At 49.1% G+C, this 26686-nt stretch carries 27 protein-coding genes; 6 read left to right on the top strand and 21 right to left on the bottom strand.

Features of this window, described 5'->3' with window-relative positions:
* The first annotated feature begins 466 nt into the window (after nt 1–466).
* On the top strand, nt 467–2884 hold the full coding sequence (locus N5E87_RS07580; RefSeq protein ID WP_086904147.1) for a S8 family serine peptidase: 2418 nt from the start codon (nt 467–469) through the stop codon (nt 2882–2884).
* A gap of 39 nt (nt 2885–2923) precedes the next feature.
* Here the strand turns inward: N5E87_RS07580 and N5E87_RS07575 are convergent, their stop codons facing one another.
* The 10 genes from N5E87_RS07575 to N5E87_RS07530 form a co-directional block, all read right to left on the bottom strand.
* The gene (locus N5E87_RS07575; RefSeq protein ID WP_011622172.1) at nt 2924–3469 is read right to left on the bottom strand and encodes a YaeQ family protein; all 546 of its coding nucleotides are present in this window, start codon (nt 3467–3469) and stop codon (nt 2924–2926) included.
* A gap of 85 nt (nt 3470–3554) precedes the next feature.
* A complete protein-coding gene (locus N5E87_RS07570) occupies nt 3555–4466 on the bottom strand; it encodes a bifunctional precorrin-2 dehydrogenase/sirohydrochlorin ferrochelatase (protein ID WP_086904148.1) in 912 nt (303 codons plus the stop codon).
* A gap of 35 nt (nt 4467–4501) precedes the next feature.
* The gene (locus tag N5E87_RS07565; protein ID WP_011622170.1) at nt 4502–4861 is read right to left on the bottom strand and encodes a rhodanese-like domain-containing protein; all 360 of its coding nucleotides are present in this window, start codon (nt 4859–4861) and stop codon (nt 4502–4504) included.
* A 292-nt stretch (nt 4862–5153) separates the two neighbouring features.
* Nucleotides 5154–5471 (bottom strand): DUF2007 domain-containing protein, encoded by a 318-nt coding sequence (locus tag N5E87_RS07560; protein WP_011625764.1) that lies wholly within the window; start codon nt 5469–5471, stop codon nt 5154–5156.
* A gap of 256 nt (nt 5472–5727) precedes the next feature.
* On the bottom strand, nt 5728–6675 hold the full coding sequence (secF, locus tag N5E87_RS07555) for a protein translocase subunit SecF (RefSeq protein WP_086904149.1): 948 nt from the start codon (nt 6673–6675) through the stop codon (nt 5728–5730).
* Nucleotides 6676–6687: 12 nt separating this feature from the next.
* A complete protein-coding gene (secD, locus tag N5E87_RS07550; protein WP_086904150.1) occupies nt 6688–8538 on the bottom strand; it encodes a protein translocase subunit SecD in 1851 nt (616 codons plus the stop codon).
* A gap of 17 nt (nt 8539–8555) precedes the next feature.
* Entirely contained in the window at nt 8556–8888 is a 333-nt protein-coding gene (yajC, locus tag N5E87_RS07545) for a preprotein translocase subunit YajC (protein WP_011622166.1), read from the bottom strand.
* Between the two features lie 26 nt (nt 8889–8914).
* Complete coding sequence (gene tgt / locus N5E87_RS07540) at nt 8915–10039, bottom strand: tRNA guanosine(34) transglycosylase Tgt (RefSeq protein ID WP_011622165.1); 1125 nt, start codon at nt 10037–10039, stop codon at nt 8915–8917.
* Between the two features lie 161 nt (nt 10040–10200).
* Nucleotides 10201–11238, bottom strand: a complete 1038-nt coding sequence (gene queA, locus N5E87_RS07535; protein WP_086904151.1) for a tRNA preQ1(34) S-adenosylmethionine ribosyltransferase-isomerase QueA — start codon at nt 11236–11238, stop codon at nt 10201–10203.
* A gap of 64 nt (nt 11239–11302) precedes the next feature.
* Nucleotides 11303–11506, bottom strand: a complete 204-nt coding sequence (locus N5E87_RS07530; protein ID WP_086904152.1) for a hypothetical protein — start codon at nt 11504–11506, stop codon at nt 11303–11305.
* Between the two features lie 182 nt (nt 11507–11688).
* Here N5E87_RS07530 and N5E87_RS07525 point away from each other — a divergent pair, with 182 nt between their 5' ends.
* The 3 genes from N5E87_RS07525 to N5E87_RS07515 all read left to right on the top strand — a co-directional run bounded on the left by N5E87_RS07525 (nt 11689) and on the right by N5E87_RS07515 (nt 13780).
* On the top strand, nt 11689–12315 hold the full coding sequence (locus N5E87_RS07525; protein ID WP_086904153.1) for an acyl carrier protein phosphodiesterase: 627 nt from the start codon (nt 11689–11691) through the stop codon (nt 12313–12315).
* Between the two features lie 145 nt (nt 12316–12460).
* On the top strand, nt 12461–13015 hold the full coding sequence (locus N5E87_RS07520; RefSeq protein ID WP_086904154.1) for a protein disulfide oxidoreductase: 555 nt from the start codon (nt 12461–12463) through the stop codon (nt 13013–13015).
* 93 nt (nt 13016–13108) lie between these two features.
* On the top strand, nt 13109–13780 hold the full coding sequence (locus N5E87_RS07515; RefSeq protein ID WP_086904155.1) for an RluA family pseudouridine synthase: 672 nt from the start codon (nt 13109–13111) through the stop codon (nt 13778–13780).
* Between the two features lie 110 nt (nt 13781–13890).
* Here N5E87_RS07515 and N5E87_RS07510 read toward each other — a convergent pair whose 3' ends face one another.
* Complete coding sequence (locus N5E87_RS07510) at nt 13891–14325, bottom strand: hypothetical protein (protein WP_086904156.1); 435 nt, start codon at nt 14323–14325, stop codon at nt 13891–13893.
* 336 nt (nt 14326–14661) lie between these two features.
* On the opposite strand from N5E87_RS07510, the gene N5E87_RS07505 reads away from it, so the two are divergent.
* A complete protein-coding gene (locus N5E87_RS07505; protein WP_086904157.1) occupies nt 14662–16041 on the top strand; it encodes a Gfo/Idh/MocA family oxidoreductase in 1380 nt (459 codons plus the stop codon).
* Nucleotides 16042–16093: 52 nt separating this feature from the next.
* Here N5E87_RS07505 and N5E87_RS07500 read toward each other — a convergent pair whose 3' ends face one another.
* From N5E87_RS07500 to N5E87_RS07480, 5 genes are all read right to left on the bottom strand, one after another.
* Complete coding sequence (locus N5E87_RS07500; RefSeq protein ID WP_086904158.1) at nt 16094–16618, bottom strand: CIA30 family protein; 525 nt, start codon at nt 16616–16618, stop codon at nt 16094–16096.
* A gap of 76 nt (nt 16619–16694) precedes the next feature.
* A complete protein-coding gene (gene sstT / locus N5E87_RS07495) occupies nt 16695–17921 on the bottom strand; it encodes a serine/threonine transporter SstT (RefSeq protein WP_011716493.1) in 1227 nt (408 codons plus the stop codon).
* Between the two features lie 172 nt (nt 17922–18093).
* Entirely contained in the window at nt 18094–18993 is a 900-nt protein-coding gene (locus tag N5E87_RS07490) for a chemotaxis protein CheV (protein ID WP_011716492.1), read from the bottom strand.
* 91 nt (nt 18994–19084) lie between these two features.
* Complete coding sequence (locus N5E87_RS07485; protein ID WP_256657207.1) at nt 19085–20293, bottom strand: phospholipase D family protein; 1209 nt, start codon at nt 20291–20293, stop codon at nt 19085–19087.
* Nucleotides 20294–20335: 42 nt separating this feature from the next.
* Nucleotides 20336–21541, bottom strand: a complete 1206-nt coding sequence (locus N5E87_RS07480; protein ID WP_279775246.1) for a transposase — start codon at nt 21539–21541, stop codon at nt 20336–20338.
* 45 nt (nt 21542–21586) lie between these two features.
* Between N5E87_RS07480 and tnpA the strand changes: the two genes are divergently transcribed.
* Nucleotides 21587–22003, top strand: coding sequence for an IS200/IS605 family transposase (tnpA, locus tag N5E87_RS07475; RefSeq protein WP_037426855.1), 417 nt, complete (start codon nt 21587–21589; stop codon nt 22001–22003).
* A gap of 3 nt (nt 22004–22006) precedes the next feature.
* Here the strand turns inward: tnpA and N5E87_RS07470 are convergent, their stop codons facing one another.
* The 5 genes from N5E87_RS07470 to N5E87_RS07450 form a co-directional block, all read right to left on the bottom strand.
* A complete protein-coding gene (locus tag N5E87_RS07470; protein ID WP_254803567.1) occupies nt 22007–22459 on the bottom strand; it encodes a hypothetical protein in 453 nt (150 codons plus the stop codon).
* Between the two features lie 34 nt (nt 22460–22493).
* A complete protein-coding gene (locus N5E87_RS07465; protein ID WP_086904846.1) occupies nt 22494–22964 on the bottom strand; it encodes a dual specificity protein phosphatase family protein in 471 nt (156 codons plus the stop codon).
* Nucleotides 22965–23029: 65 nt separating this feature from the next.
* Complete coding sequence (locus N5E87_RS07460; protein ID WP_086904847.1) at nt 23030–24313, bottom strand: DEAD/DEAH box helicase; 1284 nt, start codon at nt 24311–24313, stop codon at nt 23030–23032.
* A 37-nt stretch (nt 24314–24350) separates the two neighbouring features.
* Entirely contained in the window at nt 24351–24917 is a 567-nt protein-coding gene (locus N5E87_RS07455) for a methylated-DNA--[protein]-cysteine S-methyltransferase (protein ID WP_086904848.1), read from the bottom strand.
* 114 nt (nt 24918–25031) lie between these two features.
* Entirely contained in the window at nt 25032–26660 is a 1629-nt protein-coding gene (locus tag N5E87_RS07450; RefSeq protein ID WP_086904849.1) for an AlkA N-terminal domain-containing protein, read from the bottom strand.
* Nucleotides 26661–26686 lie beyond the last annotated feature (26 nt).

Here is a 26686-nt window from a genome sequence, read left to right as displayed (position 1 = left end):
AAGCCAATAAATTGGCAAATGCCAAACTGCCGACGCCAAAATTCAATAAAACCGCATAATCAATCACTTGAATAAAATTCAACATTCAAACCAAACAGATGCAATCATTTTTGAAATTAATCATTCCAAAAAATTATATGAAGTAATTTCAATAAAATAGAACGTTACATTTTTCAAAACCCTGCGTTCTATGGCTTAAAAATTCGCTTTTGCTTATTCACCTTTTCCACATAAAAAAACATAAATATTTAAAAACAATGGTTACAACTTGTTACATATGAGTATTTATTCATTTAAAACGCTTATCAACAGAGCTATTTTTACCAACCATCATACCATTAACATTTAATTTACAAACACTTACACCAAAGATAAATTCACTAACCGAGTAGCATCTGAGTCGTAGTTATTCTTTAAAAGCCAAAAATAATAATGATTAACACTAAATTGAACATGGAAGAAAAACATGACAATCAATCGAACCACTAAGATAGCCCTGAGTCTATCCAGCCTAGCTATTGCAATCTCGGCAGGTGTTCATGCTGCCCCCGACGCACCGGGTTTCGCCGCAGCGATGCAAGCACAGACCTCTCCTCTGCCTAAGCGCTATATCGTTAAATTTAAAAATGCCGATGCGCCAGCCCTGATGTCAGAAAGCAGCGATCAGCTCGCCACTACGATGAATTATCAGCCTCAAGTGGCTGAAATTAGCGCCCAACACAGTGTGTTGAACAAGGCAAAAGCCAAAGAAATGAAGCGTATCGGCCGCAGTAACAGCTACTCAGTTAAGCTGGATAACAATGGCATCAAGGCATTAAGAGCCCGCGCCGATGTGGAATATGTGGAAGAAGACATGCCACGCCGCCTCTTAAGCGAAACAACGCCTTGGGGACAAACCTTTGTGGGTGCGACTCAATTAAGCGACAGCCAAGCGGGCAACCGTACTATCTGTATTATCGACTCTGGTTATGATCGTGGTCACAGCGACTTAAGTGGTAACAATGTCACAGGTACCAACAATTCAGGTACGGGCAACTGGTACGATCCAGGCAATAACAACGCCCATGGAACCCACGTGGCTGGTACTATCGCGGCGATCGCTAACAACGACGGTGTTATTGGCGTAATGCCAAATCAAAATGCCAATATCCATGTCATTAAAGTCTTTAACGAGTCTGGCTGGGGCTACTCCTCATCACTCGTGTCAGCGGTCGACACCTGTGTGTCAAACGGTGCAAACGTTGTCACTATGAGCTTAGGTGGTTCAGGTTCTAGCACCACAGAGCGTAATGCTTTGGCAGCCCACTACAATAACGGCGTGCTGTTGATTGCTGCGGCCGGTAACGCCGGTAACAATACCCACAGCTACCCCGCCTCTTACGATGCGGTGATGTCTGTAGCGTCGGTTGATAATCACAAAGATCACTCAGCCTTCTCTCAGTACACCAACCAAGTGGAGATCTCAGGCCCTGGTGAAGCGATTCTCTCAACCGTTACTCGCGGTGAAGGCCGTTTAGCCGATATTACTATCGGTGGTCAGTCTTACTTCAACTCAGGTGTTGTGCCACACAATCGCTTAACGCCATCGGGCACCAACTACGCGCCCAATCCATACAATGGCACGGCAACTGCAACCTTGGCCGAATGTACGGTCAGCGGCTCAACTTTCAACTGCGGCAACATGGCTAACAAAGTGTGTTTAGTTGAACGAGTCGGTAACCAAGGCTCTTCTTATCCAGAAATCAATGCGGTAAAAGCCTGTAAAAATGCGGGCGCCAGCGCCGTTATCGTTTACAGTAATAGCGCATTACCTGGATTACAAAACCCCTTCTTGGTCGATGCGAACAGTGAAATCAACCTAGTGTCTGTCTCTGTTGACCGTGCAACGGGTTTAGCACTGCGCAACCAATTAGGCGCAACCGTTACCGTCAGCAACCAAGGCAATAAAGACTACGAGTACTACAACGGTACATCGATGGCGACCCCACACGTTTCTGGTGTGGCGACCTTAGTCTGGAGCTACCACCCAGAATGTAGCGCGGCTCAGGTACGGAACGCGCTCAAACAAACCGCTGAAGACTTAGGCACAGCTGGCCGTGATGATTACTATGGCTATGGTCTGGTCAATGCCGTTGCAGCGAAAACCTTCTTAGATGCTTCCTGTAATGGTCCAACGGATCCGGTTGACCCGACTCCAACTGACAGTGTGTTAGTAAACGGAGTGCCAAAAACGGGTCTAAGCGGCGCTGCCAGTGAAGAACTGCATTTCTCCTTTGAAGTGCCACAGGGCGCAACTAACTTAGGCTTTGTGATGAACGGTGGCACGGGTGATGCGGATCTGTACGTACAGTACGGTGCAGCGCCAACGACCTCAAACTACGATTGCCGTCCATACAAGGGTGGTAACAGCGAATCTTGCCCAATCAGCAACGTTCAATCAGGTACTTACTACGCGATGGTGAAAGGCTATTCAGCCTTTAGCGGTGTATCGTTAACCGCAAGCTACACAGCCCAAAGCGGCGGTGGCACCCCTACCACGCCAGCAAGCTACACCAACACCGATAACTACAATATTCCTGATAACAAAACCACAGGTATCACGAGCCCAATCACAGTGACCCGCACGGGTAATTCAGGCACTGTGACAACCGTGGTGAATATTGTTCACCCTTACATTGGTGACTTAAAAGTGCAGCTCATCAGCCCAACAGGCCAAACGGCAACACTGCATAGCAACACTGGCGCAGGCGCAGACAATATCAACAAGAGCTACACCGTTGATATGACTGGCGTTGAGTCAAGCGGTGTGTGGAAACTCAAAGCGGTTGATAGTGGCCGTGGCGACGTAGGCTATATCGATAGCTGGGAACTCAAATTCCAATAATGTTCGTCTAAAAAAGAGCCTGCAATTGCAGGCTCTTTTTTATTGGTCATCTTTCAGCATTTCGGGCTCGATAAGCACGCTGTGCTCGTTATCCGATAGCCAGACTTGCCCTTCACTGATAGACGCTTGCAGCGACATAGTGCGGCTCACTAAAGCCTCCATCGCCGTCACCGACTCTTCGGCAATATTCCACACTTTAAGGTTTTTATAACGCTCTAGTGCCGCTTGATTCTGCTTCCACCAAATAGGGACACTACGTCCGCCGTAAGTAAACAGCTGCACCGCTTTCGCGCGACCACTCGCCTTACGCAGCCATTTCTCATCGGCTTGGCCAAACTCAATCCACAGGTCCACTTCACCGGAGAGACTCTTGTCCCAGAGTTCTGGCTCATCGTCGACGCACAATCCCTTAGTAAAACTTAAGGTCTCGGAAGCGTTCAGGATAAAGGCCAACAAACGCACCATCATGCGGCCATCGGTCTCGGAGGGATGCTGCGCTAACGTCAGCTGATGATCTTGATAATAACCTCGGTCCATATCGGCGATCTGAAGATTGACCTTAAACACGGTCGCTTTGAGAGCCATAGTACATCCTAAACTTAACGATAAAAAATAACGGCGAGTCTACCTAAGACTCGCCGTCAGCTCAAACAAACTGCGATAAAGAAGACTAAATCGCGCCGGGGCGTAAATGTTTGGCCACCAGAAAATGCGCCTTAAGTTGCTCAATCTTTTGGGTATCGGCGACCAACAACATGCGTGAGCCTTGCTCATATTCACGGCTGATATCACTCAGCGCGGGGAGCGCTGCGCGATTAGCATCGCGGCGCACCAGTTCTGCCAAGTCCTCGGATAAACCTACCTCGCTGTAAATCCAATCGAGGCGCTGTAACAAGGGCATGGCCGCCAGCGGCAATAACTCAACGGGCGTAGCATCATCCAACAATAGGATTTCCCCACGGCTGACAATATGGTTAAAGGCATTCTGATAGTGCTCGGGGGTGCGCGCATCAAACCTATCGCCATTGGTGTCGAAAAAGCGCTCCCAGAATAATCGACGCGTCGCGGTTTTGGTGAGTCGTTGCTGCACTTCGAGACGCTTGTCGGCCACAAAGTCGAACAAGGGCTTCAGCGATTGCGGCAGGCTGGTCTCTAAGCGAGCTCGAATGGTGCGCGCAAACACGGGCGCTGCGCCCGCAGTGCTGATCGCCACCACAAGCCGGCCCCTATCGACAATCGATGGGGTAATAAAGTGGCAATAGGCGGGGTTATCCACGGCATTGACCCAAATTCCCCGCTCGGTAGCTAAGGTAGCTAATTCGGCGTTGAGCTTATCATTTGCGGTCGCTAGATAGATGAGATCATAGTTTTGAATATCGGCCTGCACCACGGGCCGCTCAGACAATAAAACCCTGCCCTTATCGGCATAGGCTTTTACCTCAGGATTTACCTCGGGGGCAATCACATGGATATTAGCTTCGGTACGCGTCAGTAAGGCCAGCTTACGACTGGCGACATCACCCGCTCCCACCAGCAGGACATTTAAATTAACAGTATCAATAAACAGCGGGAAGTATTGCATGTGACTCGCCTATAAAAAGTTAAACCCAGCCAAGATTAATCTTGCACCACGGGCAGCTGGCGTTGGATCCAGCCTTTATAACCCCCAATCAAGGAGGCCACCCTTTGGTAGCCCATCAGTTGCAAACTGCTGGCCGCCAGTACAGAGCGTGCGCCACCCGCGCAATAAAGCAGCAGAGGCGTATGTTTATCGGGGAAGCGCTGTTCAATATCGCGCTCAATAATGCCGCGGCTCATATGTTTCGCCTGCGGCAGATGATCCTGTAGCCACTCGTTATCTTCACGGACATCAATCAATACCCAAGTGTCATCGGCTTGGTAGGCCTCAATACTCACTTCAACGACATGGGGTCGAATCGATTCGACAAGGGCCGAAAAAGCACTGGATGGATTCATCAGAGACTCCTTAGATAAGGGATTGAATGACTTAACGAATATAAGTTGAAGTGTAATTCGCTACGGGGGGAGACGCAATCATTGCCATTAACGGCGTGTAACACTCGATAGGCTAATCAGCTTTAGTTCGGGTGAAGGAAGGAAAGAACAAACGCCCTCAACAAGTACTTAGCCTCAATTTAGCACTGAGCGCTAATAACAAGGCGGACTAATTGCCAGCCACGTAAATTCGACGCGCTAAGCGGTGTCAGCGCGGTTTGAAATGCTGTCGATGAGTAGGAATGAGTTGAGATTAGTTATGGCTTTCGCTGCGCTCAGCACTGCAGTGCCAACATAATTCAAAATTGCCTTCGTTCATCTCATGGCATTGCACACATTGCCACTGTGGACTCACGACATCCAAGGCGCTTAACTGGGCCTGCGCTTTCGCCAGTTGCGACTCGCGCACCCAAAGCTCGACGTTGTGTAGCCCCGCAGGCAACTCACCCACGCCGCCTAATAAGGCCTCACCACGCAACTCCACATGAATACCACAGGCTTCTAACAATCCCTTCCATGTGTGGGCCTGCAATAAATTTCCACCAGCAACTAACGTCTTACGTTCTTCCATGCGACATCCTACAACAATACTCTCTAGATATGGGCAGCCGACATCCTACTGTGAAATAACCGAGCCTGTCGAGCGCTGTTTTTTGCAGCAGTTGTTAATAAAATTAACACTTAGGTTTTACAGCATTAGTCACTATAAAGTTGTGAGTTTGCTAGCAGATTATCGGAAAGGTCAAAATCCACCGAAAAAAAAGCCACCTTAACGATGGCTGTTTTTTGAACAGTCGTGATACACGACCTCGAGTCTCAATACCCGATTAAGGCATCATCGAAGGTTGGTCAGCGCCTTCTTTCTCGACTTCAACTGGCATCATATGCTCACGGCAAATACCCAGTTTGATCGCAAGGTAACTTGCTACGTAGATAGAAGAGTAAGTACCGACAAAAATACCTAACAAGAGTGCTGTCGCAAAACCGTGGATCATAGTGCCGCCCTTAAGGAACAGCGCAACCACAGTCACCAGCGTCGTACCCGTAGTGATAATGGTACGGCTCATAGTTTGCGTGATAGACACGTTAACCACTTCTTCTGGCTCGCTCTTACGCATCTTGAGGAAGTTTTCACGGATACGGTCGAACACAACTATGGTATCGTTCAGTGAGTAACCCACAACGGTTAACACACCGGCTAATACGGTCAGGTCGAATTCCAGTTGCAATACAGAAAACACGCCTAAGGTCACAATCACGTCGTGGGCCAGAGCCGCGACCGAACCGAAGGCTAAGCGCCATTCGAAACGGAAAGACACGTAGATCATGATACAGATAAGCGCGACTAATACCGCTAAACCGCCCTGCTCGGCCAGCTCTTTACCCACCTGAGGACCGACGAATTCAACCCGTTTCTGTTGAACGCCAGCATCCACTTCCTGAGCTGCAGTCATCACAGATTTTACTTGTATATCGCTGCTTATGCCTTCTTTCACCGACAGACGTACTAATACGTCGCGGCTCGAACCGAAGTTTTGCACCACTGCACCGTCTAATTCAGGCGCAGACAGTTTAGTACGCAGCACGTTCAAATCGACGGGCTGAGTGAACTCCATCTCAACTACTGTACCGCCGGTAAAGTCTAGGCCCCAGTTAATGCCCTTGGTCGCCAGAGAAACGAGCGAGCCGAACACCAAAATGGCAGACATGATACTGATAGGCAGCGCATGACGGAGGAAGTTAACCGTACGTTTTAAAGATAAAATTTCTAACATTATCACTTCCCCTTAGATAGACAGCGTCTTCACGCGCTTACCGCCCCAAATCGCGTTCACGATTGAGCGAGTACCCACGATAGCGGTAAACATCGATGTCGCAATACCGATCATCAGGGTCACCGCGAAGCCTTTGATCGCGCCAGTACCGACGGCGAACAGGATCAGCGCTGTCAAGAAGGTAGTGATGTTAGCGTCGGCGATGGTAGAGAATGCGTTACCGTAACCTTCGTGAATGGCCTGCTGTACGCTGCGACCTGCACGTAACTCTTCACGGATACGCTCGTAAATCAGTACGTTACCGTCAACCGCCATACCCACAGTTAACACCATACCGGCAATACCAGGCAGGGTTAATACGGCGCCAGGGATCATAGACATCACCCCAACCACCATCACTAAGTTGGCCGTTAAGGCTAAGTTCGCGATCAAGCCGAAACTACGGTAGTAGACCAGCATGAAGATAAGTACGACTGCCATACCCCAAATCATGGCTTGCACACCGCTCTCGATGTTTTCCGCACCTAGGCTTGGACCGATAGTACGTTCTTCCACAATAGATACTGGCGCAATCAGGGCACCGGCACGCAGCAGTAGCGCGAGGTTTTGTGCTTCACCATGGCTTAAGCCGGTGATCACAAAGTTACGACCTAAACGCGCTTGAATGGTCGCCACAGAAATCACTTCTTGGATTTTCTGCATCTTGACGCTGCCATCAGCGTTACGCTCACCGCTGTCTTTATATTCGATGAATAAGGTCGCCATCGGTTTACCGATATTGTCCTTAGTCACGTTAGAGAAAATGGTACCGCCTTTAGCATCGAGGTTGATGCTCACCTGTGGACGGCTGTATTGGTCGAAACTAGGTTGTGCGCCAGTGATATGATCACCCGTTAGCATCACTTCTTTCTTCAATACCACTTGACCGCCTTCACGGCGTTGATACACTTCAGAACCCGCAGGTACACGGCCAGATTGCGCCGCATTGGGGTCGGCCTTATCGTCCACCATGTGGAATTCAATCGATGCGGTTGCACCTAAGATTTCCTTGGCGCGGGCAGTGTCTTGTACACCTGGCAGCTCAACGATAATACGCTCAGCACCTTGGCGTTGAACCACAGGCTCAGCTACCCCTAACTCGTTCACACGGTTACGGATAGTGGTAATGTTTTGCTGCAGCGCTTCTTCTTTAATCTGCTTGAGATAGGTTTCGCTCATGACGGCTTGCAGGGCAAAGTCTTCACCCTTGCTCACATCGCTGAACACCATATCGTTGCTGCGAGATTTTAAGAAACGTTCTGCACTGGCTAAACTTTCGGCATCACGGAATTTAATCTCGATACCTTGCGCATTGTTGCGAATGCCCGCATAACGGATTTTTTCTTCACGTAATTGAGAACGGAAATCGGCCACTTTGGCCTCTTCCATCTTGCGGATGGCTTCGCCCATGTCCACTTCCATCAAGAAGTGCACACCACCACGAAGGTCCAGACCGAGTTTCATTGGGCTACCGCCCATGGACTCGAGCCACTGCGGCGTCGCAGGGGCAAGGTTAAGCGCCACGGTAAACTTATCACCTAATTCTTCGGCGATGGTTTCCTTGGCCAGCAACTGTTGATCCGCGTTTTGTACGCGAACCAACAATTGGCCTTTTTCAAGCTCAGAACGTTTTACCGCAATGCCCTTACTGGCTAACAGCTCGTTCACTCTGGCTTGGGTAGATGCCGTGACTTCAGCACCTCGAGTCGCCACTACTTGCACCGCATGATCTTCACCGAACAGGTTAGGTACGGCATAGAAACAACCTATGGCGATGACGAGCACCACCATAATGTTTTTCCACATTGGGTATTTATTTAACACGCCTGAGCCCTCTTGGCTTACAACGACTGGATAGAGCCCTTAGGCAATACAGCTGCAATGTAATCTTTTTTAATTGTAATTTGAGTAGTGTCGTTCAAGCTCAGTAACACGTAGTCATTTTCATCGCTGATCTTTGCAATCTTACCTAAGATACCGCCGCTGGTCAGGACTTCGTCGCCCTTGGTTAAAGATGACATCAGGTTCTTGTGCTCTTTAACACGCTTAGATTGCGGACGGAAAATCATGAAATAGAAAATCAGACCGAAAATCACCAGCATGAAAATCAATTCCATGGTGCCGCCACCCTGTGGAGCGCCTGCAGCATTTGCATATGCATTTGAAATGAACATAGTTTTCTCTTCTTATTAGCAAAAAATCAATCGACTAACTCTGGAACTTCACGACCTTGACTGGTATAGAAGTCCTTTACAAAGGCGTCTAATGTACCCGTCTCAATCGCCCCGCGCAAACCTTCCATTAACATTTGATAGTATCTCAAGTTGTGAATGGTGTTTAAACGCGCACCCAGAATCTCATTACAACGATCTAAATGGTAAAGGTATGCCCGTGAATAGTTTTTACAGGTATAACAATCACACTTAGGATCGAGCGGTGAAGTGTCATCACGATGACGCGCATTGCGGATCTTGATCACACCTTCACTGGTAAACAGATGACCGTTGCGGGCGTTACGGGTTGGCATCACACAGTCAAACATGTCGATACCACGACGCACACCTTCAACTAAATCCTCTGGCTTACCGACCCCCATCAGATAGCGAGGTTTGTCCGCAGGAATTTGTGGACAGACATGCTCAAGAATGCGGTGCATGTCTTCCTTAGGCTCACCTACGGCCAAACCACCGACGGCATAACCGTCGAAACCAATTTCGACTAAGCCTTTTAAGCTCTCGTCGCGTAAATCTTCATAAACACTGCCTTGGATGATCCCGAATAATGAATTGGGGTTTTCCAGACGGTCGAACTCGTCGCGTGAACGCTTAGCCCAACGCAGTGACATCTGCATTGACTTGCGCGCTTCATCTTCAGTTGCCGGATATGGAGTACATTCGTCAAAAATCATCACCACATCACTGCCCAATGCATGTTGAATTTGCATTGATTTTTCAGGATCTAAGAAGATTTTCTCGCCGTTAATTGGCGAACGGAAATGCACACCTTCTTCGGTAATTTTACGAATGTCACCCAAACTGAACACTTGGAAACCGCCCGAATCGGTCAGAATAGGACGCTGCCAGTTCATAAAATCGTGCAAGTCACCATGCTTACGCATGATTTCTTCGCCGGGACGTAACCACAGGTGGAAAGTGTTACCGAGCAGAATGTCCGCGCCAGTAGCACGCACTTCTTCAGGCGTCATGCCTTTTACCGTACCGTAAGTACCAACAGGCATAAAGGCTGGGGTTTCCACCGTGCCGCGTTCAAAAATCAAGCGACCACGGCGCGCACGGCCGTCGGTAGTGTCGAGTTCAAATTTCATAATTCACCTCGCCAGATAAACAGTCTGACTACATTTGTAATGGCACGCGCCATTTTGATTAACAATAGAGATAGGGGCAGATCCAAAAGGTTCAACCTTTGGCTGAAAAAAATTACCGCCCAAACTCAATGTGGGCGGCTATTTTAAAACAAAATCTTGGTCTAGTGAGCTTTTTTCGTCACAAACATGGCATCGCCATAGCTAAAGAAGCGATATTTTTGCGTGATTGCGTGTTGATACGCCGCCATAACATGGTCAAAACCGGCAAAGGCACTGACCAACATGATGAGCGTCGATTCCGGCAGGTGGAAGTTAGTGATCATGGCATCGACGATTTGGAACTGATACCCGGGGTAGATAAAGATATCGGTATCGCCGCTAAAGGCTTTAAGTTCGCCTTCACTTGCACGGGCAGCACTCTCCAGTGAGCGCACAGAAGTCGTCCCAACAGCGACCACACGCTTGCCTGCCGCTTTAGTTTGGACAATTAAATCCACCACATCCTGCGGCACATTGGCCCACTCGGAATGCATTTTGTGCTCGAGCACGTTATCAACGCGCACAGGCTGGAAAGTTCCTGCACCGACGTGCAAGGTTACAAAGGCGATATTCACGCCCTTGGCCTTTAAGGCGTCGAGCATAACATCGTCAAAGTGTAATCCCGCCGTTGGCGCGGCAACCGCTCCGGGGTTTTGGTTATACACGGTTTGATAGCGCTCTTTATCGGCATCTTCATCGGGACGGTCGATATAAGGAGGCAGTGGCATATGCCCTACTGCTTCGAGCACTTCTAAAATCGTCAGATCGGATAAGAGTTCGAGCTCAAATAAGGCGTCATGGCGCGCAGCCATCTTCATCTCATAACCGCCATCGAGGTGGATAATGCTGTCCACCTTCGGGGATTTAGAGCTACGCACATGGGCGAGGATTCGCTTATCGTCGAGCATACGCTCAACTAAAATCTCGAGTTTGCCACCGCTGGCCTTTTGGCCAAATAAACGCGCCGGGATCACCCGAGTATTGTTAAATACCATTAAATCGCCGGGATTAATCATCCCCAGCAGATCGGTAAACTGTTTATCGGCGAGCGTGCCAGTATTGCCATCTAAGGTTAACAGACGTGACGCATTGCGTTGCGCCATGGGATAACGAGCGATGAGTTCGTCGGGAAGATCGAAGGAAAAGTCTGTTACGCGCATGCAAAGGCCTCTAGATAGCTTAGAACGGCGGCTAGTCTATGGTTAGAGGCCAATAAGATCAAGATTACTTGTTCGCGATATCCATATCCGCGTCTGACTCATTTAGCACATTTGAGGCTAACGCATCATCGACATCATACTTAGGCCGAGTCCGTGAAAAATGCTCCATTCGAAAGCTATGTTGCTCATAGGGTATATCGACAAGCACTTTTTTACGCTTAGGGCGCTCGTCTTTACCGAGCATTTTGGTAAACCAGTTCCACATCATCCATGATCCTTAACAGGTTAATTGATTGGTGCATTTTCAGTCTTGCGTCAGCATTCCCCCTCCTGTTGAAACGCTAACGTATAAACTCCCTGAGAAAAGCACTGGATTTTTGCCTATTTGCACTTTCCTCAGCGCGCCCGCCCATGATAACGTGAACTAACGCGATTAACCAAGCACAAAAAATGAACATTCTTACACACTTACATCTGGCTGAGATCAGTAAAACCCACCTAGGTGCCAATTTGGCAGGCAATTTTATCACAGCGCCAATCGATTCTGCGCCGCAAGCACTTCGCCAAGGACTGTGGTTAAACCAAGAAATCAATCAGCTCTGCGCCACCCATGAACTGACCCAAGAGCTGATGGCCCTGTTCCCTGCCCAGTTAACAAGCATAGCAGCAGATTTGATGTTCGTAAGTTTCGATCATTATTTAGCCTACTACTGGGAAGAATATCATCACCTACCGCTACCCGAGTTTAGCCAAAAGGCCTATAGTGATTTGGCAGCATTTGCCGCGCAAACCGATGAGTATCACCCACAGTCCTGTCTGGACATCATCGACAATATGCGCAGTCAAGATTGGTTAAACGCTTACGCCACGCCTAAAGGCATTCAACAGGCATTAACGCAACGGGCCAAAGGTCATCCGCACAGTGCCTTATTTAATGGCGCGGATAAACTGTTAGCGAAAATGCAGATAGAGACAGAAACCGCCTTTCGCACCTTTTACCCTCAGTTGATGGCATACACCCGTATTTGGAGTCGTAAAACCCCGAGTGACTATCTACCCAGTGGCTCAGCCGACTAGATTTGAACTTAGCGCTTAGCTCGAACTAAGTTCGGAAGTTGGCACAGACTCGAATAAGTGAATTCAGTGTTCAAGCCTTATTTAAGCCTAAGCGTTTACTCTAACGCCTTTGCGATAACGCCTATTCAGTGAGGTTCCCGTCGCAGTGACGACTGCAAACTCAAGCGCTAAGCCATCTAAACCACTCAGTTGGCGCCAAAAACTACGAAGCCCGCGCTTTTGGCTTAAACAGTTTAGGGATCTTAGCATCATGGCGCTGGTGCTCTACGGCGTCAGCCTCTATTTGCAACGGGATATGCTCACCGGCCAAGCGCCAGAATTAAGCGGTATCGCGATTGATGGTAGCCAGCTTGCACTTAATTCTGCCCAGACAGAGCCAACATTAGTCTATTTCTGGGGCACTTGGTGCCCTGTGTGCCGCGTCACCTCCCCTATGGTTGAGAGTATCAACCAAGACCATAATGTCATTTCAGTGGCGGTGGCTTCTGGCAGTGATCGCGAGATCCAGCACTATATGGACGAGCATCGATATCACTTTCCGGTGCTAAACGATGAAAATGGTGAGCGAAGCACTCAGTGGGGCGCGATGGCATTTCCGGCCATTTATATTATCGATACCCATGGGGAAATTCGTTATATCACCTCGGGAGTCACCTCAACTTGGGGCATGAAATTCAGATTGTGGTTGGCACAGTTCTAGTTGTTCTAACAACCTCAGCAAACGCCAGCTCGAGAATATACTGCTTAGTGACTGATATTTTGCTAGTATGGCCGCGCAAATGATGAGGATACGATGCAGATATTTGATTACCAGCCCCCTTCAGTCCCTTGGTTAGATCTTCGCTATCAAGATAGAGATTTGATCATTATTAATAAACCTTCTGGATTGTTGTCTAACCCCGGCCGAGCCGCACATACCTTCGATTGCGCCCTCACCCGACTACAACGCTTGTATCCTGACACCATTCTCGTGCATCGACTCGATTGCGCCACCTCAGGCATTATGGTGTTTGCCCGTAACAAAAAGGCCGAGTCCCAGTTAAAGACCCAGTTCCAAGATAGGCAAAACGAAAAAGTGTATATCGCCGAGGTCATGGGTTTGATTGTAAAGGATGCTGGGATAATTGATTTAGCCATCGCGCCCGATCCCGAGCACCCGCCCTATCAAAAGACGCAAACGCCGGGGACAGCTGGCGCTAAGAGTGCTCTGACCCATTACCGAGTGCTAGAAAGACGCGAAAACAGCACCTTAGTCGAATTAACGCCACAAACGGGCCGTACCCACCAACTGAGGGTGCATATGCTCGCCTTGGGACATCCCATTCTTGGGGATGAATTTTATGGCGATGATGAAGTGATAAAAGCCAGACCGAGACTCTGCCTTCACGCCCAAAGTTTACGTTTTACCCATCCTTACTCGGGTAAAGCCATGCATTTTTACAGTAAGCATCCGTTCTCGGTTTAGCGCAAAAGTTAACCGCTAAAAAGACACGAGGTCGCCATAAGCGACCTCGTATTGAGCAAATCGGGTTGGTGTTTGCCGATTTATTGATTAGCGTCTTTCACGGTGACTCATTAAGCTACGCGCTGATTGAAATCAATATCCGCCATTAACTTATCGACTTGGAAATAACTGCCCTGCTCATTGCAAAACTGCAGTTGCATGGCAGGCGTCACCATAAAATATTCACCGAAGAAGTTACCGCCAACATCTTCCACTTTTTGGCCCAGCGGCGTATCGGACAGATTCACTTCATCCAAACTATGGCAGCCATCGCTAAACCAGGTTTCTAAATAATATTTGTCCGCTTCTTTATAGAGGGTAATTTTGTCACCAAGCAGTGGACGCTCATCTAACCAACGACCAATAATTTCTCGATTTTGCATATCTGACTCCCGCCAATGAAGGCGACGGCGTTTTTCAATCCCAGACATCCTGATATCCTTATGCAATACCCACTCACCTAAAGTGAACGTCAGTTGTGGTAGTACATTAAGCATAGAACCCATTTACCGCTTTACTCCCCCGAGTCGCAAATTCCCCCAAATCAACCACGGAATGTAATTTTTTGGTTAAATTAAATTTGCTAAACGTTTAAAAACTAAAAGATAATTTCGCCTGATTAATTAATCGGCAGTGTAGCTTAATTAGAAAATAAAAACGCGATCTTTATCACTATTTACCTATCGCTAAAGTAAAGATAAATACCTTATTTCACCTCTTGCGCATTCATCCCCATGAATGAGCTTGTTACATCTTTTCTTATTCACTCGGCTTAGGATTCTGATATAACAAACGGGATATACATCGCCCTACAAATAATCAAAAAATAATGCAGGAAGCTTATGCACAATATTCATCGCCGCCATTTTCTAAAAGCTGCGGGCGCCGTTACCGCAGGTCTGGTTACGGCCAATATTGCCCTCAATGCCAACGCCAGCAGCGTTGCCCCTAAACCCCGCGTTGGAAAATCCGTTATCGGACTTATCGCCCCGAAAATGGGGCTGGTTAGAGTCGGTTTTATCGGTGTGGGAGAGCGAGGTTTTAGCCATGTCGAACAATTCTGTCACTTAGAAGGCGTGGAACTTAAAGCCATTTGTGATACCCACCAAGCCGTTATCGATAGAGCCGTTGAGCATATCGTTAAACAAAACCGGCCAAAACCTGCGGTCTACACGGGGAATGATCTCAGCTATCGCGAACTGTTAAACCGCGATGATATCGATATTGTGATTATTTCAACCCCGTGGGAATGGCACGCCCCCATGGCCATCGATACCATGGAAAGTGGTAAACACGCCTTTGTGGAAGTGCCATTGGCACTGACAGTGGAAGAATGCTGGCAACTTGTCGACACCGCCGAACGCACCCAGAAAAACTGCATGATGATGGAGAACGTCAATTACGGCCGCGAAGAATTGATGGTGCTCAACATGGTGCGCCAAGGTGTGTTTGGCGAGCTGCTCCACGGTGAGGCTGCTTATATCCATGAGCTGCGCTGGCAAATGAAGGAAATCGACCATAAAACCGGTTCGTGGCGCACCTATTGGCACACAAAACGCAACGGTAACTTATATCCGACCCACGGCTTAGGGCCGATTTCTCAATATATGAACATCAACCGCGGTGATCGTTTCGATTATCTCACCTCCATGAGTTCACCCGCGCTCGGTCGCGCGCTGTATGCCAAACGAGAATTCCCCGCCGATCATGAGCGTAATCAGCTCAAGTACATCAATGGCGATATGAGCACTAGCCTGATTAAAACCGTTAAGGGCCGAACCATTATGGTTCAGCACGATACCACTACCCCTCGACCCTACAGCCGCCATAACCTTATCCAAGGCACCAATGGCGTTTTTGCCGGATTCCCAAATCGGATTGCCGTTGAGCACGGCGGTTTTGGTAAGAGTTACCACGAGTGGGATATGGACATGCAAAAGTGGTATGACAAATACGATCATCCACTCTGGCAACGCATCGGTAAAGAAGCCGAAATCAACGGCGGTCATGGCGGGATGGATTTTGTGATGCTCTGGCGTATGATCTATTGCCTACGTAACGGCGAGGCGCTCGATCAGGATGTCTACGATGGCGCCGCTTGGTCTGTGGTGAATATTTTAAGTGAGCAATCGCTGAATAACCGCAGCAACTCGGTCAACTTCCCCGACTTTACCCGCGGCGCGTGGGAGCATGCCACGCCATTGGGTATTGTCGACGCCTAAATCACTCTAAAGTGAGCGGTTAACGTAAAGGGATACACTTAGGTTTATCCCTTTAATAGCACCCTATCGATTTAATCTTTAACGAAAAATCACCACTTTGCTGCGCACCAATCACCAGCCCTATGCTCGTCAAACGGCTTAAATCTATCGCAGCACGCTCAATCGGCTTACCGCGGCACTGGGGATGAAACGCCGTAAAAGGGATTTCGATACGTTGCCAGTGAATAATACTGCCACCGTTAACGCCAAAGGATTGATGCTTAGCATCGGGCATTGACGCCTGATAAACCGTGCTCTGCGGCGTATCTACATCCTTAAGGTTCACTTTGTAGTGCTTGCTCCTGTCGCGGTCGAGTTCGAGGTAAATCCCACTAAACTCGCCGACATCAAGCGGCGAAAACTCGCAGCGCACTGAGGCAAAGCCCCCCCCATTGGCGAGCGACACATGGCCGCTAAACATCCCATAGCCTAAAGGTGAAATGGTGAGCTTACTGCGTGACAGGCCGCCCATCACGGTATCATTGACGCCATACCAAGACTTAGCCGCATCTAAGTCCTTAAAATCGAAAAGGATCATAACTACTCCCATAAAAAAAGCAGCCACCGTGGTGACTGCTCTTATGATACTTTTTCTACACTAACAACAGCACACTTTATCCAAGTTTAGCTTTGTTTTCAGCGGCTTCACAAGCAGCGGCCGTAAAAATCACGTCCGTAGAGCTATTCAGTGCGGTTTCGGCCGCATCTTGGATAACCCCGATAATAAAGCCAACGGCAACCACTTGCATGGCCACATCATTAGAAATACCAAACAGGCTACAGGCCAGCGGAATAAGCAGTAACGAGCCACCAGCCACACCGGATGCGCCACAGGCCGAAATCGCCGCCACGACACTCAGCAGTAACGCCGTTAATAAATCCACCTGAATGCCTAAGGTATGCGCCGCGGCTAAGGTCAGCACGGTAATGGTAATCGCCGCGCCGCCCATGTTGATGGTTGCACCTAACGGAATAGAGACAGAATAAGTGTCTTCATGCAGCTTTAACTTTTCACACAGCGCCATATTCACTGGAATGTTCGCTGCGCTAGAACGGGTGAAAAATGCAGTTACACCACTTTCACGCAGACAACGGATCACTAAAGGATAGGGATTACGTTTAATTTTCACGTAAACAATCAGTGGGTTCACAATCAAAGCTATGATAGCCATCGCACCGAGTAACACGGCTAATAGCTTGGCGTAACCCGCAATGGCGGCAAAACCGGTTTCGGCAAAGGTCGCCGCCACCAGACCAAAGATACCGATAGGTGCTAAACGAATGATAAAACGCACCATTTGCGAAATACCGTGGCTCACATCGGCAAACACTTGCTTGGTCGAGTCGCTCGCATGGTGCAGGGCTAAACCTAAACCCACACCCCAAGCCAAAATGCCAATGTAGTTGCCCGTCATTAACGCATTGACTGGGTTATCAACCAGTTTAAAGAGTAAGGTATTGATCACTTCGCCAATGCCCTGCGGCGGGCTGGTGCCCTCAACGCCAGCGACCAACACTAAATTGGTTGGGAACATCATACTTAACACCACGGCGGTTAACGCAGCAGCGAAGGTGCCAAATAAGTACAGCACCACAATCGGACGCATATTGGTTTGAGTATTTTTCTTTTGATTGGCGATGGAAGACGCCACTAGGATAAACACCAGAATAGGTGCAATGGCTTTTAATGCACCTACGAAGAGACTTCCTAAAAACGCGACTTGCTTTGCGGCTTCATGTGAAAAACTGGCTAGACTCACACCAGCGATGATCCCCACGAGAATTTGCAGCACCAAACTGCCATTAGCCAACTTGGCTAACAAAGACGATTCTTGTTTCATTACTTAACCTATCGTTATTATATTTCGGCTGAGTTTCCCCACCCCACACCTTCAAAATCGAGGCCAATAAGGTTTTTATAGGATGTGATCGAACTTGTCTAGCTTTGCAGGGAAATAAGCCGATTAAATTACCCTGCCCCTGCAAAACCCTTACAAAAATCCAACATGGGGCCTAATTCGCCCGCGTAGCCGCTAAATCGGCGCCCCGCAGCATGGCTTCCACCAGCTCATGGGCATCAAACTTTGTCAGCGCCTCATTTGCGCCAACTTGGTGGGCTTGGCTGACGCTGATCTCGCTCGAAAGTGAGGTATGCAGAATGATATAAGCTTTGGCGAGAAGAGGATTGTCACGCACTTCAAACGCCAGCTCATAACCATCGAGCCCAGGCATTTCAATATCGCTGACCAGAATATCGATAGGATGATGCTCGGCGGCGGCCTGCTCCATAATCGAGAGCGCCTCTTTACCGTCAGGGGTCACAAAATAAGGAATGTTAATGCTATCGAGCGCATCGGAAAGTTGTTTGCGCGCGACCTTAGAATCATCCACCAGCAAAATACGCATGGGTTTTAACTTCTCGCGCTGCACGTCAGTTAAAATGGCGCGATTGGCCTCGGGCGCATCGGGGAAGACCTTCGACAGCAACAACTCCACGTCGAGTAACTGCACCAGCTGATTATCGTAACGCGTTACTCCAGTTAAAAAGGCATTGCGGCCTAAATTGGCCGATGGCGCTTCAATATCGCGCCAATTACACTCGATGATCTTATCAATCGCACGCACCAAAAAGCCGATAATCATCCGCTGACAATCGGTAATGATGATATAGCAATGTTGGCGCTCTTCATCGCTGATGGGGCGATAACCAATCGCTGCCGCCATATCTACCACGGGAATGGTATGGCCGCGAATCGTTGCGGCTCCCATGATCGTCGGATGAGATTGAGGAATTTTACTCAGCGGAGTGTAAGGCACTAACTCACGGATTTTAAGCGTGCCCAGAGCAAAGACCTGTGTTTGCGATAACCGAAACAGTAATAGCCCCTGGGACTGACTTGCCTTGCTTTTCATAAACCTAAATTCTCATTAACTATTCTGTTTTTATCATAACGGTTCACAAAATGAGTTGCGATAGCTAAAACCGCTATTTAGTCACCTTAGCTTATAACTGTGACTCTATTGGCAATAGCCCGAGGAAATCGGCGACAAAGATACGCCAAAATCCGGCATCAGGCTCACTGTCGTAGCGCTGCTGCGCCCCATCGTCCCACCAGACGAGATCGCCATCATCCAAGGCGAGTCGATAGGTATTCGTCGCGAGCTTTTCCTCAATATTATGGCTGACATGGCCACTCAATTGCGGCTGAGTGATCAACAATCCAAGCTCGGTATTCACCGCCGCAGAATGGGGATCAAAGTTAAATGAGCCCACAAATATCTGATTATTATCAAATACAAACGATTTGGCGTGCAGGCTGCTTTTTGAGCTGCCATGCCAGCTGTGGGAGCGCTCACCCGCCTGAGCTTTCACTTCGTAGATTTCGACGCCCGCGGCCAACAAGGTTTTTCGATACTGCTTATATCCCGCATGCACCGCCAGCACATCGGTTGCCGCCAGACTATTAGTTATGACTCGAACCCGCTTACCCGACTGCGCCAAGAGTGTGAGCAAATCGGTTCCCGATTGCGTCGGCACAAAATAAGGCGAAATGATGAGTAACTCGGACTCCACCTGCGTCAGGTAAGGTAATAACTGGCTGAGCAACCAAGTGGATTTATCGCCCTGCTGCAATTTATCGGACGGGTCAACCAGCACTAAGGCTTTGCCCCAAAACCAAGTCATGCTATCGCTCTGCAAATTTGCCAATAATTGGCTTTCGGCTAAGCGCTTCACATATTCGCTGGATTTGGACTGTTCACGCTGTTCACTCACCCGCTGCGCCAGCGCCTCAAGCTCCGCCTGCGTGGGATTATGGTCACTTAAGACTTCAATCGGATGGGTCGTGTCGGCATTCCAATATCGGTCAAATTCATCGGATATCTTAGGCACTGCATCGCCCATGGCTAACAGGTCAAAATCGCCAAATTCGAGGTCACGATTTGCCGCAAAATACTCATCACCAATATTACGCCCACCGACAATGGTCATCACATTGTCCACTGTGAACGATTTATTGTGCATCCTGTGATTTAAGCGACTAAAACCAAACAACATGGCAAGGCCGCGGTAATTGCGCTCTGTGCTTGGGTTAAACAGCCGAATATTGATGTTAGGGTGGCGCGCGAGGGCAATTAGCTGCTCGCCCATGTCGGCACTGGTCATATCATCCAGCAATAAACGCACTCGCACCCCGCGATCCGCGGCATCCATTGACATCCTCCTCGCCGTAAACGACGAGGATTCCTACTGCGGTTAGGCGCGAACGCCGGACTCGCTTCGGTGGGTTCCTGCTGCTGGCGGCATTGTTGCACCACTCACTTCACAGGCTAATCGGGCGTGTCCCGCCCTTAATACATTGATCGCGCCGACGACATCGGCGTTTTCTTCAAAGCCACATTCCACACAGGCAAACCGAGCTTGCGTGGCGCGGTTATCCTTCGATATGTGACCACAGCACGGACACGTCCGGCTGGTGTTTTTCGGTGGAACGGCGATCAGGTGGCCGCCATTCCATGCCAGCTTGTAATCGAGCTGGCGACGGAACTCAAACCAGCCTTGATCAAGAATGGCTTTATTCAGGCCTGACTTCGCCCTAACATTCCTACCCTGTTGCTCGGCGGTTCCTGCCGCTGATTTTGACATGTTTTTGACCTGCAAATCTTCAATACAGACTATCGCGTGGTTTTTGCTAATGTCGTTTGATATTTTATGCAGGTAGTCACGGCGGCTGTTGCCGATATTGGAATGAATGCGCTGAACTTTGGCTTTGGCCTTTTTCCCGTTATTGCTGAATTTTACCTTGCGGCTCATGGCCTGCTGCGCCTTGCGCAAAGCGGTTTCGTGCCGTTTGAAACTGTTGAGCGGGGCGTAGAAACGGCCATCGGACAGGGTGGCAAAGCGGGCAATGCCCATGTCAATGCCGATGGCATCGCCCTGATGCACGGCAATTTCAACTTCCCGCTCGGTCTGGATCGATACATACCACTTACCACAAACCTGACTGACCGTGACGTTTTTAATCTCACCTTCCACCGTCCGACTGTTGCGGTAACGCAGCCAGCCGAGCTTGGGCAGGAAGAGTCGATTATTACCTTGCTCCAGTTTCACCCCTTGTGGATAGCGAAAGCTATCTGACTGACCCTTCTTTTTGAAGCGCGGGAAGTCTGCTCGTTTGGCAAAGAAATTTTTGTACGCCCGATCTAAATCTTTCAGCGACTGTTGCAGCGTTTGAGAAGGTGAATCAGACAGCCATTTTGTTTCTGGCTCTGCTTTCCATTGTGGTAACAGATTATTCAGTTCAAAGGCCGATAGTTTCTTTTCACCCTGCTCATGTCGTTCTTTTTGCAACGCCAGCGCCTTGTTATAGACAAACCGACAAGCACCGGAGAAGCGGCGCATCTGGCGCTGCTGCTCTCCAGTGACAATCAGTTCGAATTTGTAGGCTTGCAGTCGTTGCATGGCTTGCTCATACTGTGTCAATACAACTCAATTATAGATTGGTCTATGGAAATTGAAAGCGATTTAAGGCATGGCAGGCATTGTGTTTTTAAAATGCACGTTCATTTGGTGTTTGTAACAAAATACCGACGAAATGTCTTTACCAAAGAAGTGCTGGATGATCTAAAAATCTTTTTTGAAAAGGTCTGTCTTGATTTTGAATCAGAGCTGGTTGAGTTCGACGGTGAAGACGACCATGTGCATTTGTTGGTGAATTACCCGCCGAAGGTGGCCGTGTCGAATCTGGTTAACAGTCTCAAAGGTGTATCCAGCCGGATGATCCGAAAAAAGAATTACCCTTCGATCAAAAAGAAACTCTGGGGAGGTGCGCTCTGGTCGCCCAGTTATTTTGCGGGGAGCTGTGGTGGTGCGCCAATTGAGATCATCCGGCAGTATATTGAGCAGCAACAAACTCCGGCGTAGCCCTCAGAACGGCTTCGCCGTTGCGCTATTCATCCTCGCCCTGAACGGCGAGGTTTTCCGCGCTATCCGATAAATATAATATTGCAGATCGATACTGCTGACGGCGGACTCAATCAGCAACAAGCGAGCGACGAAGGCATCGACCCCATCACCGAGGGGAAATACCCCAGTTTGCTCGGGATGCTGCGTCATGGCGGTTTTTACCGCCTGATACAGGGTGGAGTTTTCGGCTAAGGGATAGGCTGTTTCAATTGATTTTGCGGGTAATTCTGCCATTGAGCTACAACCGTTAATCAACAGGAGCAAAAGCCCCCAAAAGGGAAGCGAGAGACGAAATACCATTTGTTTGACGGGATAACTCTTGCGTTTTTGCCCCATCTTCTTGGCAAGATGCTGGGCGATTGTGTTGGCGAAGGTGGCGCCACAACTGCGCGATGATATCCCTAATATCGTCACTAAATGGTATTCCTTATTTTATGAATTCAGATGGTTAGTCCTGTAACGCATAGAGCACATCGAAGGCAAACTGGTCCCAACCTTCGGCAGTAAACGCAATATCGCGAATACTGCGTACTTGACTAACGGCATGCAAAGGCGCGGCGCCATTGACCATCAAGTAATAGGCCATAATAAGCCCAGTACGGTCTTTACCCGAGCGGCAATGGATTAGCACGGGCAAGTTATCGGCTTCACACTGCTGAATAAACGCCAGCGCACGCGGTAGCTGGGCAACACATATTGCAACATCCCCTTCCTGCGGCGGGACATTGCGGGAGAAAGGAATGCATTCATAACGCAATCCATGATGCTTAAAACTGCCCGGCTCACAGCCCTCTCCGCCATTCACGGATAACACGGCACGGATCCCAGAGTCCTTAAGCTCGGCTAAATCCCAAGGATCCTTATTGGGGCCACTTCGACCCGCTATCTTGCCTTCAACTAACCAAAATAGATGCTGCATACTGCTCCCACAAACCAGATGCGAAGGGACATGAGATGCACTAAGCATAACTCACGCCCAAGGAATTAAGACTTTTTACCCCAAAATTCAAGGTTCGCCGCGGGTAACTGTTTACGCTTTTTCTTGCCAGTGCCTTCGGGTTTAGCCTGCGGTTTTTCCTGCGCCAACACTTCCAGTGGCATCTCGGCATTCGCTTCAAATCCGGTGATTTGTTCACGTACCAGTTTGATTTTGTTTTTCTTTTCAATCACGCCGAAGTGATGATATTCCTCATGGGAAATCAAGGTCACCGCCAAACCCGCCTCTCCCGCGCGGCCGCTACGACCAATACGGTGCATATAATCGGCCGGGCTTCTTGGCAAATCGAAGTTAATCACCACAGGGAGTTTATCAATATCAATACCGCGGGCTGCGATATCAGTCGCAATCAATACACTGATTTCGCCACTTTTAAAGCCATCGAGTACCCGAGTACGCGCGCCTTGCGCCTTATCGCCATGGAAGACTTCGGCACTGATCCCACGTTTAGACAGCTTCTGTGCGAGGTGATTACAAGTATTTTTAGCGCTAACAAAAATAAGCGCCTGCGACCACTGATGCTGTTTAATCAAGTGTGCCAATAGCGCCGTTTTTTGTTCACGGTTGACTGTGATAACACGCTGTTCAATAGTGCTTTCTTGCTCACTTTGCAGATGATATTCAAGCGGTTGATGGAGTAATTTGGCCGTGAGTGCTCGGACTTCTTCAGGGAATGTAGCCGAAAACAATAAGGTTTGTTTCTTGGCGGGCAGCGCCTCAAGCACTTGATTTAATTCATCGGTAAACCCAAGGCATAACATGCGGTCAGCTTCATCCAGCACTAAGGCCGAGACGCGGTTTAACTTAAGCGCATTACTGGCTAATAAATCCAATAAACGGCCAGGCGTTGCCACCAGCACATCGGCCGCCGCGCGTAAGCTTTGCATTTGCAGATTGACAGACACGCCGCCGAACGCCGCGACTATCTTAAGTTGGCCATTGAAGTGAGAAGCATAGGATAAAAAGCTATCGGCAACTTGCTGCGCCAATTCGCGAGTTGGCACCAGTACCAAACAACGCACTTGGCCTGCCGACTTTTCCGCAGTTTTCGCCTCAAACAGGCGCTGCAATAACGGCACGGCAAAGGCGGCCGTTTTGCCTGAGCCCGTATTCGCCCCCGCTAATACGTCCCGTCCACTGAGCACGGCCGGAATAGTGGCCGCTTGTATGGGCGTAGGGGCCGCATAGGTCAGCTCAGAGAGTCGATTACACAGGGGCGCAATAATGCCAAGTTCGGCAAAGCTGGCAACGGAGGAAGAAGCTTGGGTCATAAAAAATTACATGGCTCATCAATAACAAATATGACCGCTATTCTAACGTAAAATGCGCTCCCTTGCTTGTCGATTCCAGCATTAACAGCTGTTGTTTCATCGTAAGTCCATAGGCATAACCGGTTAATTGGCCATTTTTACCAATGATACGGTGACAGGGCACAATAATCGCGATGGGATTGGCACCATTGGCGGCACCCACCGCCCTGACGGCTTTGGGCCTGTCGATGCGCTGGGCGATATCGCCATAACTGTAACTCTGCCCATAACCGACCTGCACCAGCGCCTGCCACACCTGCTGCTGAAATTCGGTTCCCTTAGGCGCTAAGCTTAAGTGGAACTCAGTTAGCTCACCGCGAAAATATTTCTGAAGCTGCGCCTTTGCCTGCTCAATATGGCTTTTGGCCCGCGCGAGTTCGACATCAGTTGCAACCTTTAGCGGGATCTCCGTTCGGCTCGACCCTACGACCGTTAAGTGGCTTAATCCGTAGGCATTGGCATTGAGTTGTAGTACGCCGACAGGGGTACTTAAGGTATCGACAGCGCAGGGCTGATAATCTTTGGCCGTTGGCGCGCTAATCAATTGGGAGAAATTCGGGCTCATAATGGGTCTCGTAAACGGCTTTAGTACAGTGTTTTCGTACTGTGTTTCAAATAGTAATAGTGGCTCTCATATGGAGCCTAGGTATTGGATACATAACGAGTGGCCAGAAATACCTTATGCATTGGACCACAGCTGAAAGGTTAAATAACTCCCCCAAGGGGCGATATCCGCACTCACCCGCTGTGCAAGCACCGTATAATCCAGCTGTTTTACCGCTTCAATATCCAAGCCTTTTTGCTCGGCAACACTGGCTACCAATTGTTTTTTAACAATTAAATCCGTGTGCAAGAAGATATTCGGATCGCCAAGTCCACGTAATTTGGCGTAGGCAATGGTCCAAGGGCCTATGCCTTTTACCCCAATCCACTCATCGACTGAGGCTTCGGGCTGCTCACAGATAAAGGCTGCAAGCGCATTGAGCGCCAGTTTGCGCGCGCCGGGCATTTTAAGCTCATCGAGACTCGCTTCACGAATCGCCTGCGGTGTGGGGAACAGGCGATATTCCCGCCCGTTTAAACTAAAGCGCTCGCCATAGGCTTCGACCAATATATTCAGTAATTTAGTCGCCTGCACTACGCTCACCTGCTGACCTAAGACCGCTCGACAACCCGCCTCAAATACCGCGCCAGCGCCAGGGATCCTAAGCCCGGATTTGCTACTGAGTTTTAGATCGGTCAAGTGCGCTAGGTTGTGTTCAATCAGCTGCATATCGGCATCGAGATCTAAAATGCGCCGCACTTGGGTGATGAGCTTTTGTAGGCCCGATATGGGCGAGTCGGGCGTTAACGTCAGCGTGATTTTAAAGCGATGCAAAGGCGCCTCATGGACGATATGTACCACAGCGCGGATATCCTCAATTTGCAGAGTACGGCCATACTCAAGTGGTATATTTGGGTCAATCGCCCCATGGGAGTGAGGGTTTGCATTATCGCTAAACCATTCCATGCCTTCGACGGCGCGCAGGCGATAAAAGGCTAATTGCGCCGCCCAATCGAGTGGCGGTCGATAATACTGATACAGACTCAAGCTGTGCGCTGGCATCTCCTGCGAACAAGCGAGTTCGGCACTCTCCCCGTCGTCTATTTTAATAGTCGATTTCTGACTGGATTTTCGCAACTGGGTGGGCGTTAATTGCAGCGCCTGCTGAAATGCCTCGTTAAAACGGCGAATACTGTTAAAGCCTGCGGCAAGGGCGACCTGAGTGATGGGCAACTGCGTCTGATGCAACAACTGCTTTGCGAACAATAACTGACGATAGAGGGCAAATTGTTTAGGTGAAGTGCCAAATCCTGCGGTAAATAATTTATTTAAATAACGGCTGCTGATCCCCAATTTGTCCGCCAAGGCCTCGACCGTTAATCCGTGCTCACCAGATAAGGCGCCAGCTTCAATCAAACCTATGGCTCTGTCTAGGGTTGTGTTAGTGCCTTTCCACGGATTAGAGCCAGGAGCACTGTCGGGGCGGCAACGTAGACAAGGCCTGAGTCCCGCCTGTGCAGCTTTAATGGCCGAGTCAAAATAACGCACATTTTCTTCCTTCGGCGCTACTGCTGGGCACACTGTTCGGCAATAAATCCCCGTACTTAACACGCCCACAAAGAACTTACCGTCAAAACGTGGATCGCGGCTCATGCGCGCTTCACGGCAAATCCCGGCGGATATTTGGCAATCCTGCGCGTCGCTTGATGTCGGCTCGGATGGCGGTTGTGGGGCTGAATTTTGGCTCACGCTTGTCTGCTTCATTTGGCTATCCGACACTCTTATTCACA

Origin of the sequence: Shewanella sp. GD03713 (assembly GCF_029843705.1) — a bacterium.
Lineage (GTDB): Bacteria > Pseudomonadota > Gammaproteobacteria > Enterobacterales > Shewanellaceae > Shewanella.
This window is presented reverse-complemented; position numbering and strand designations above follow the sequence as displayed.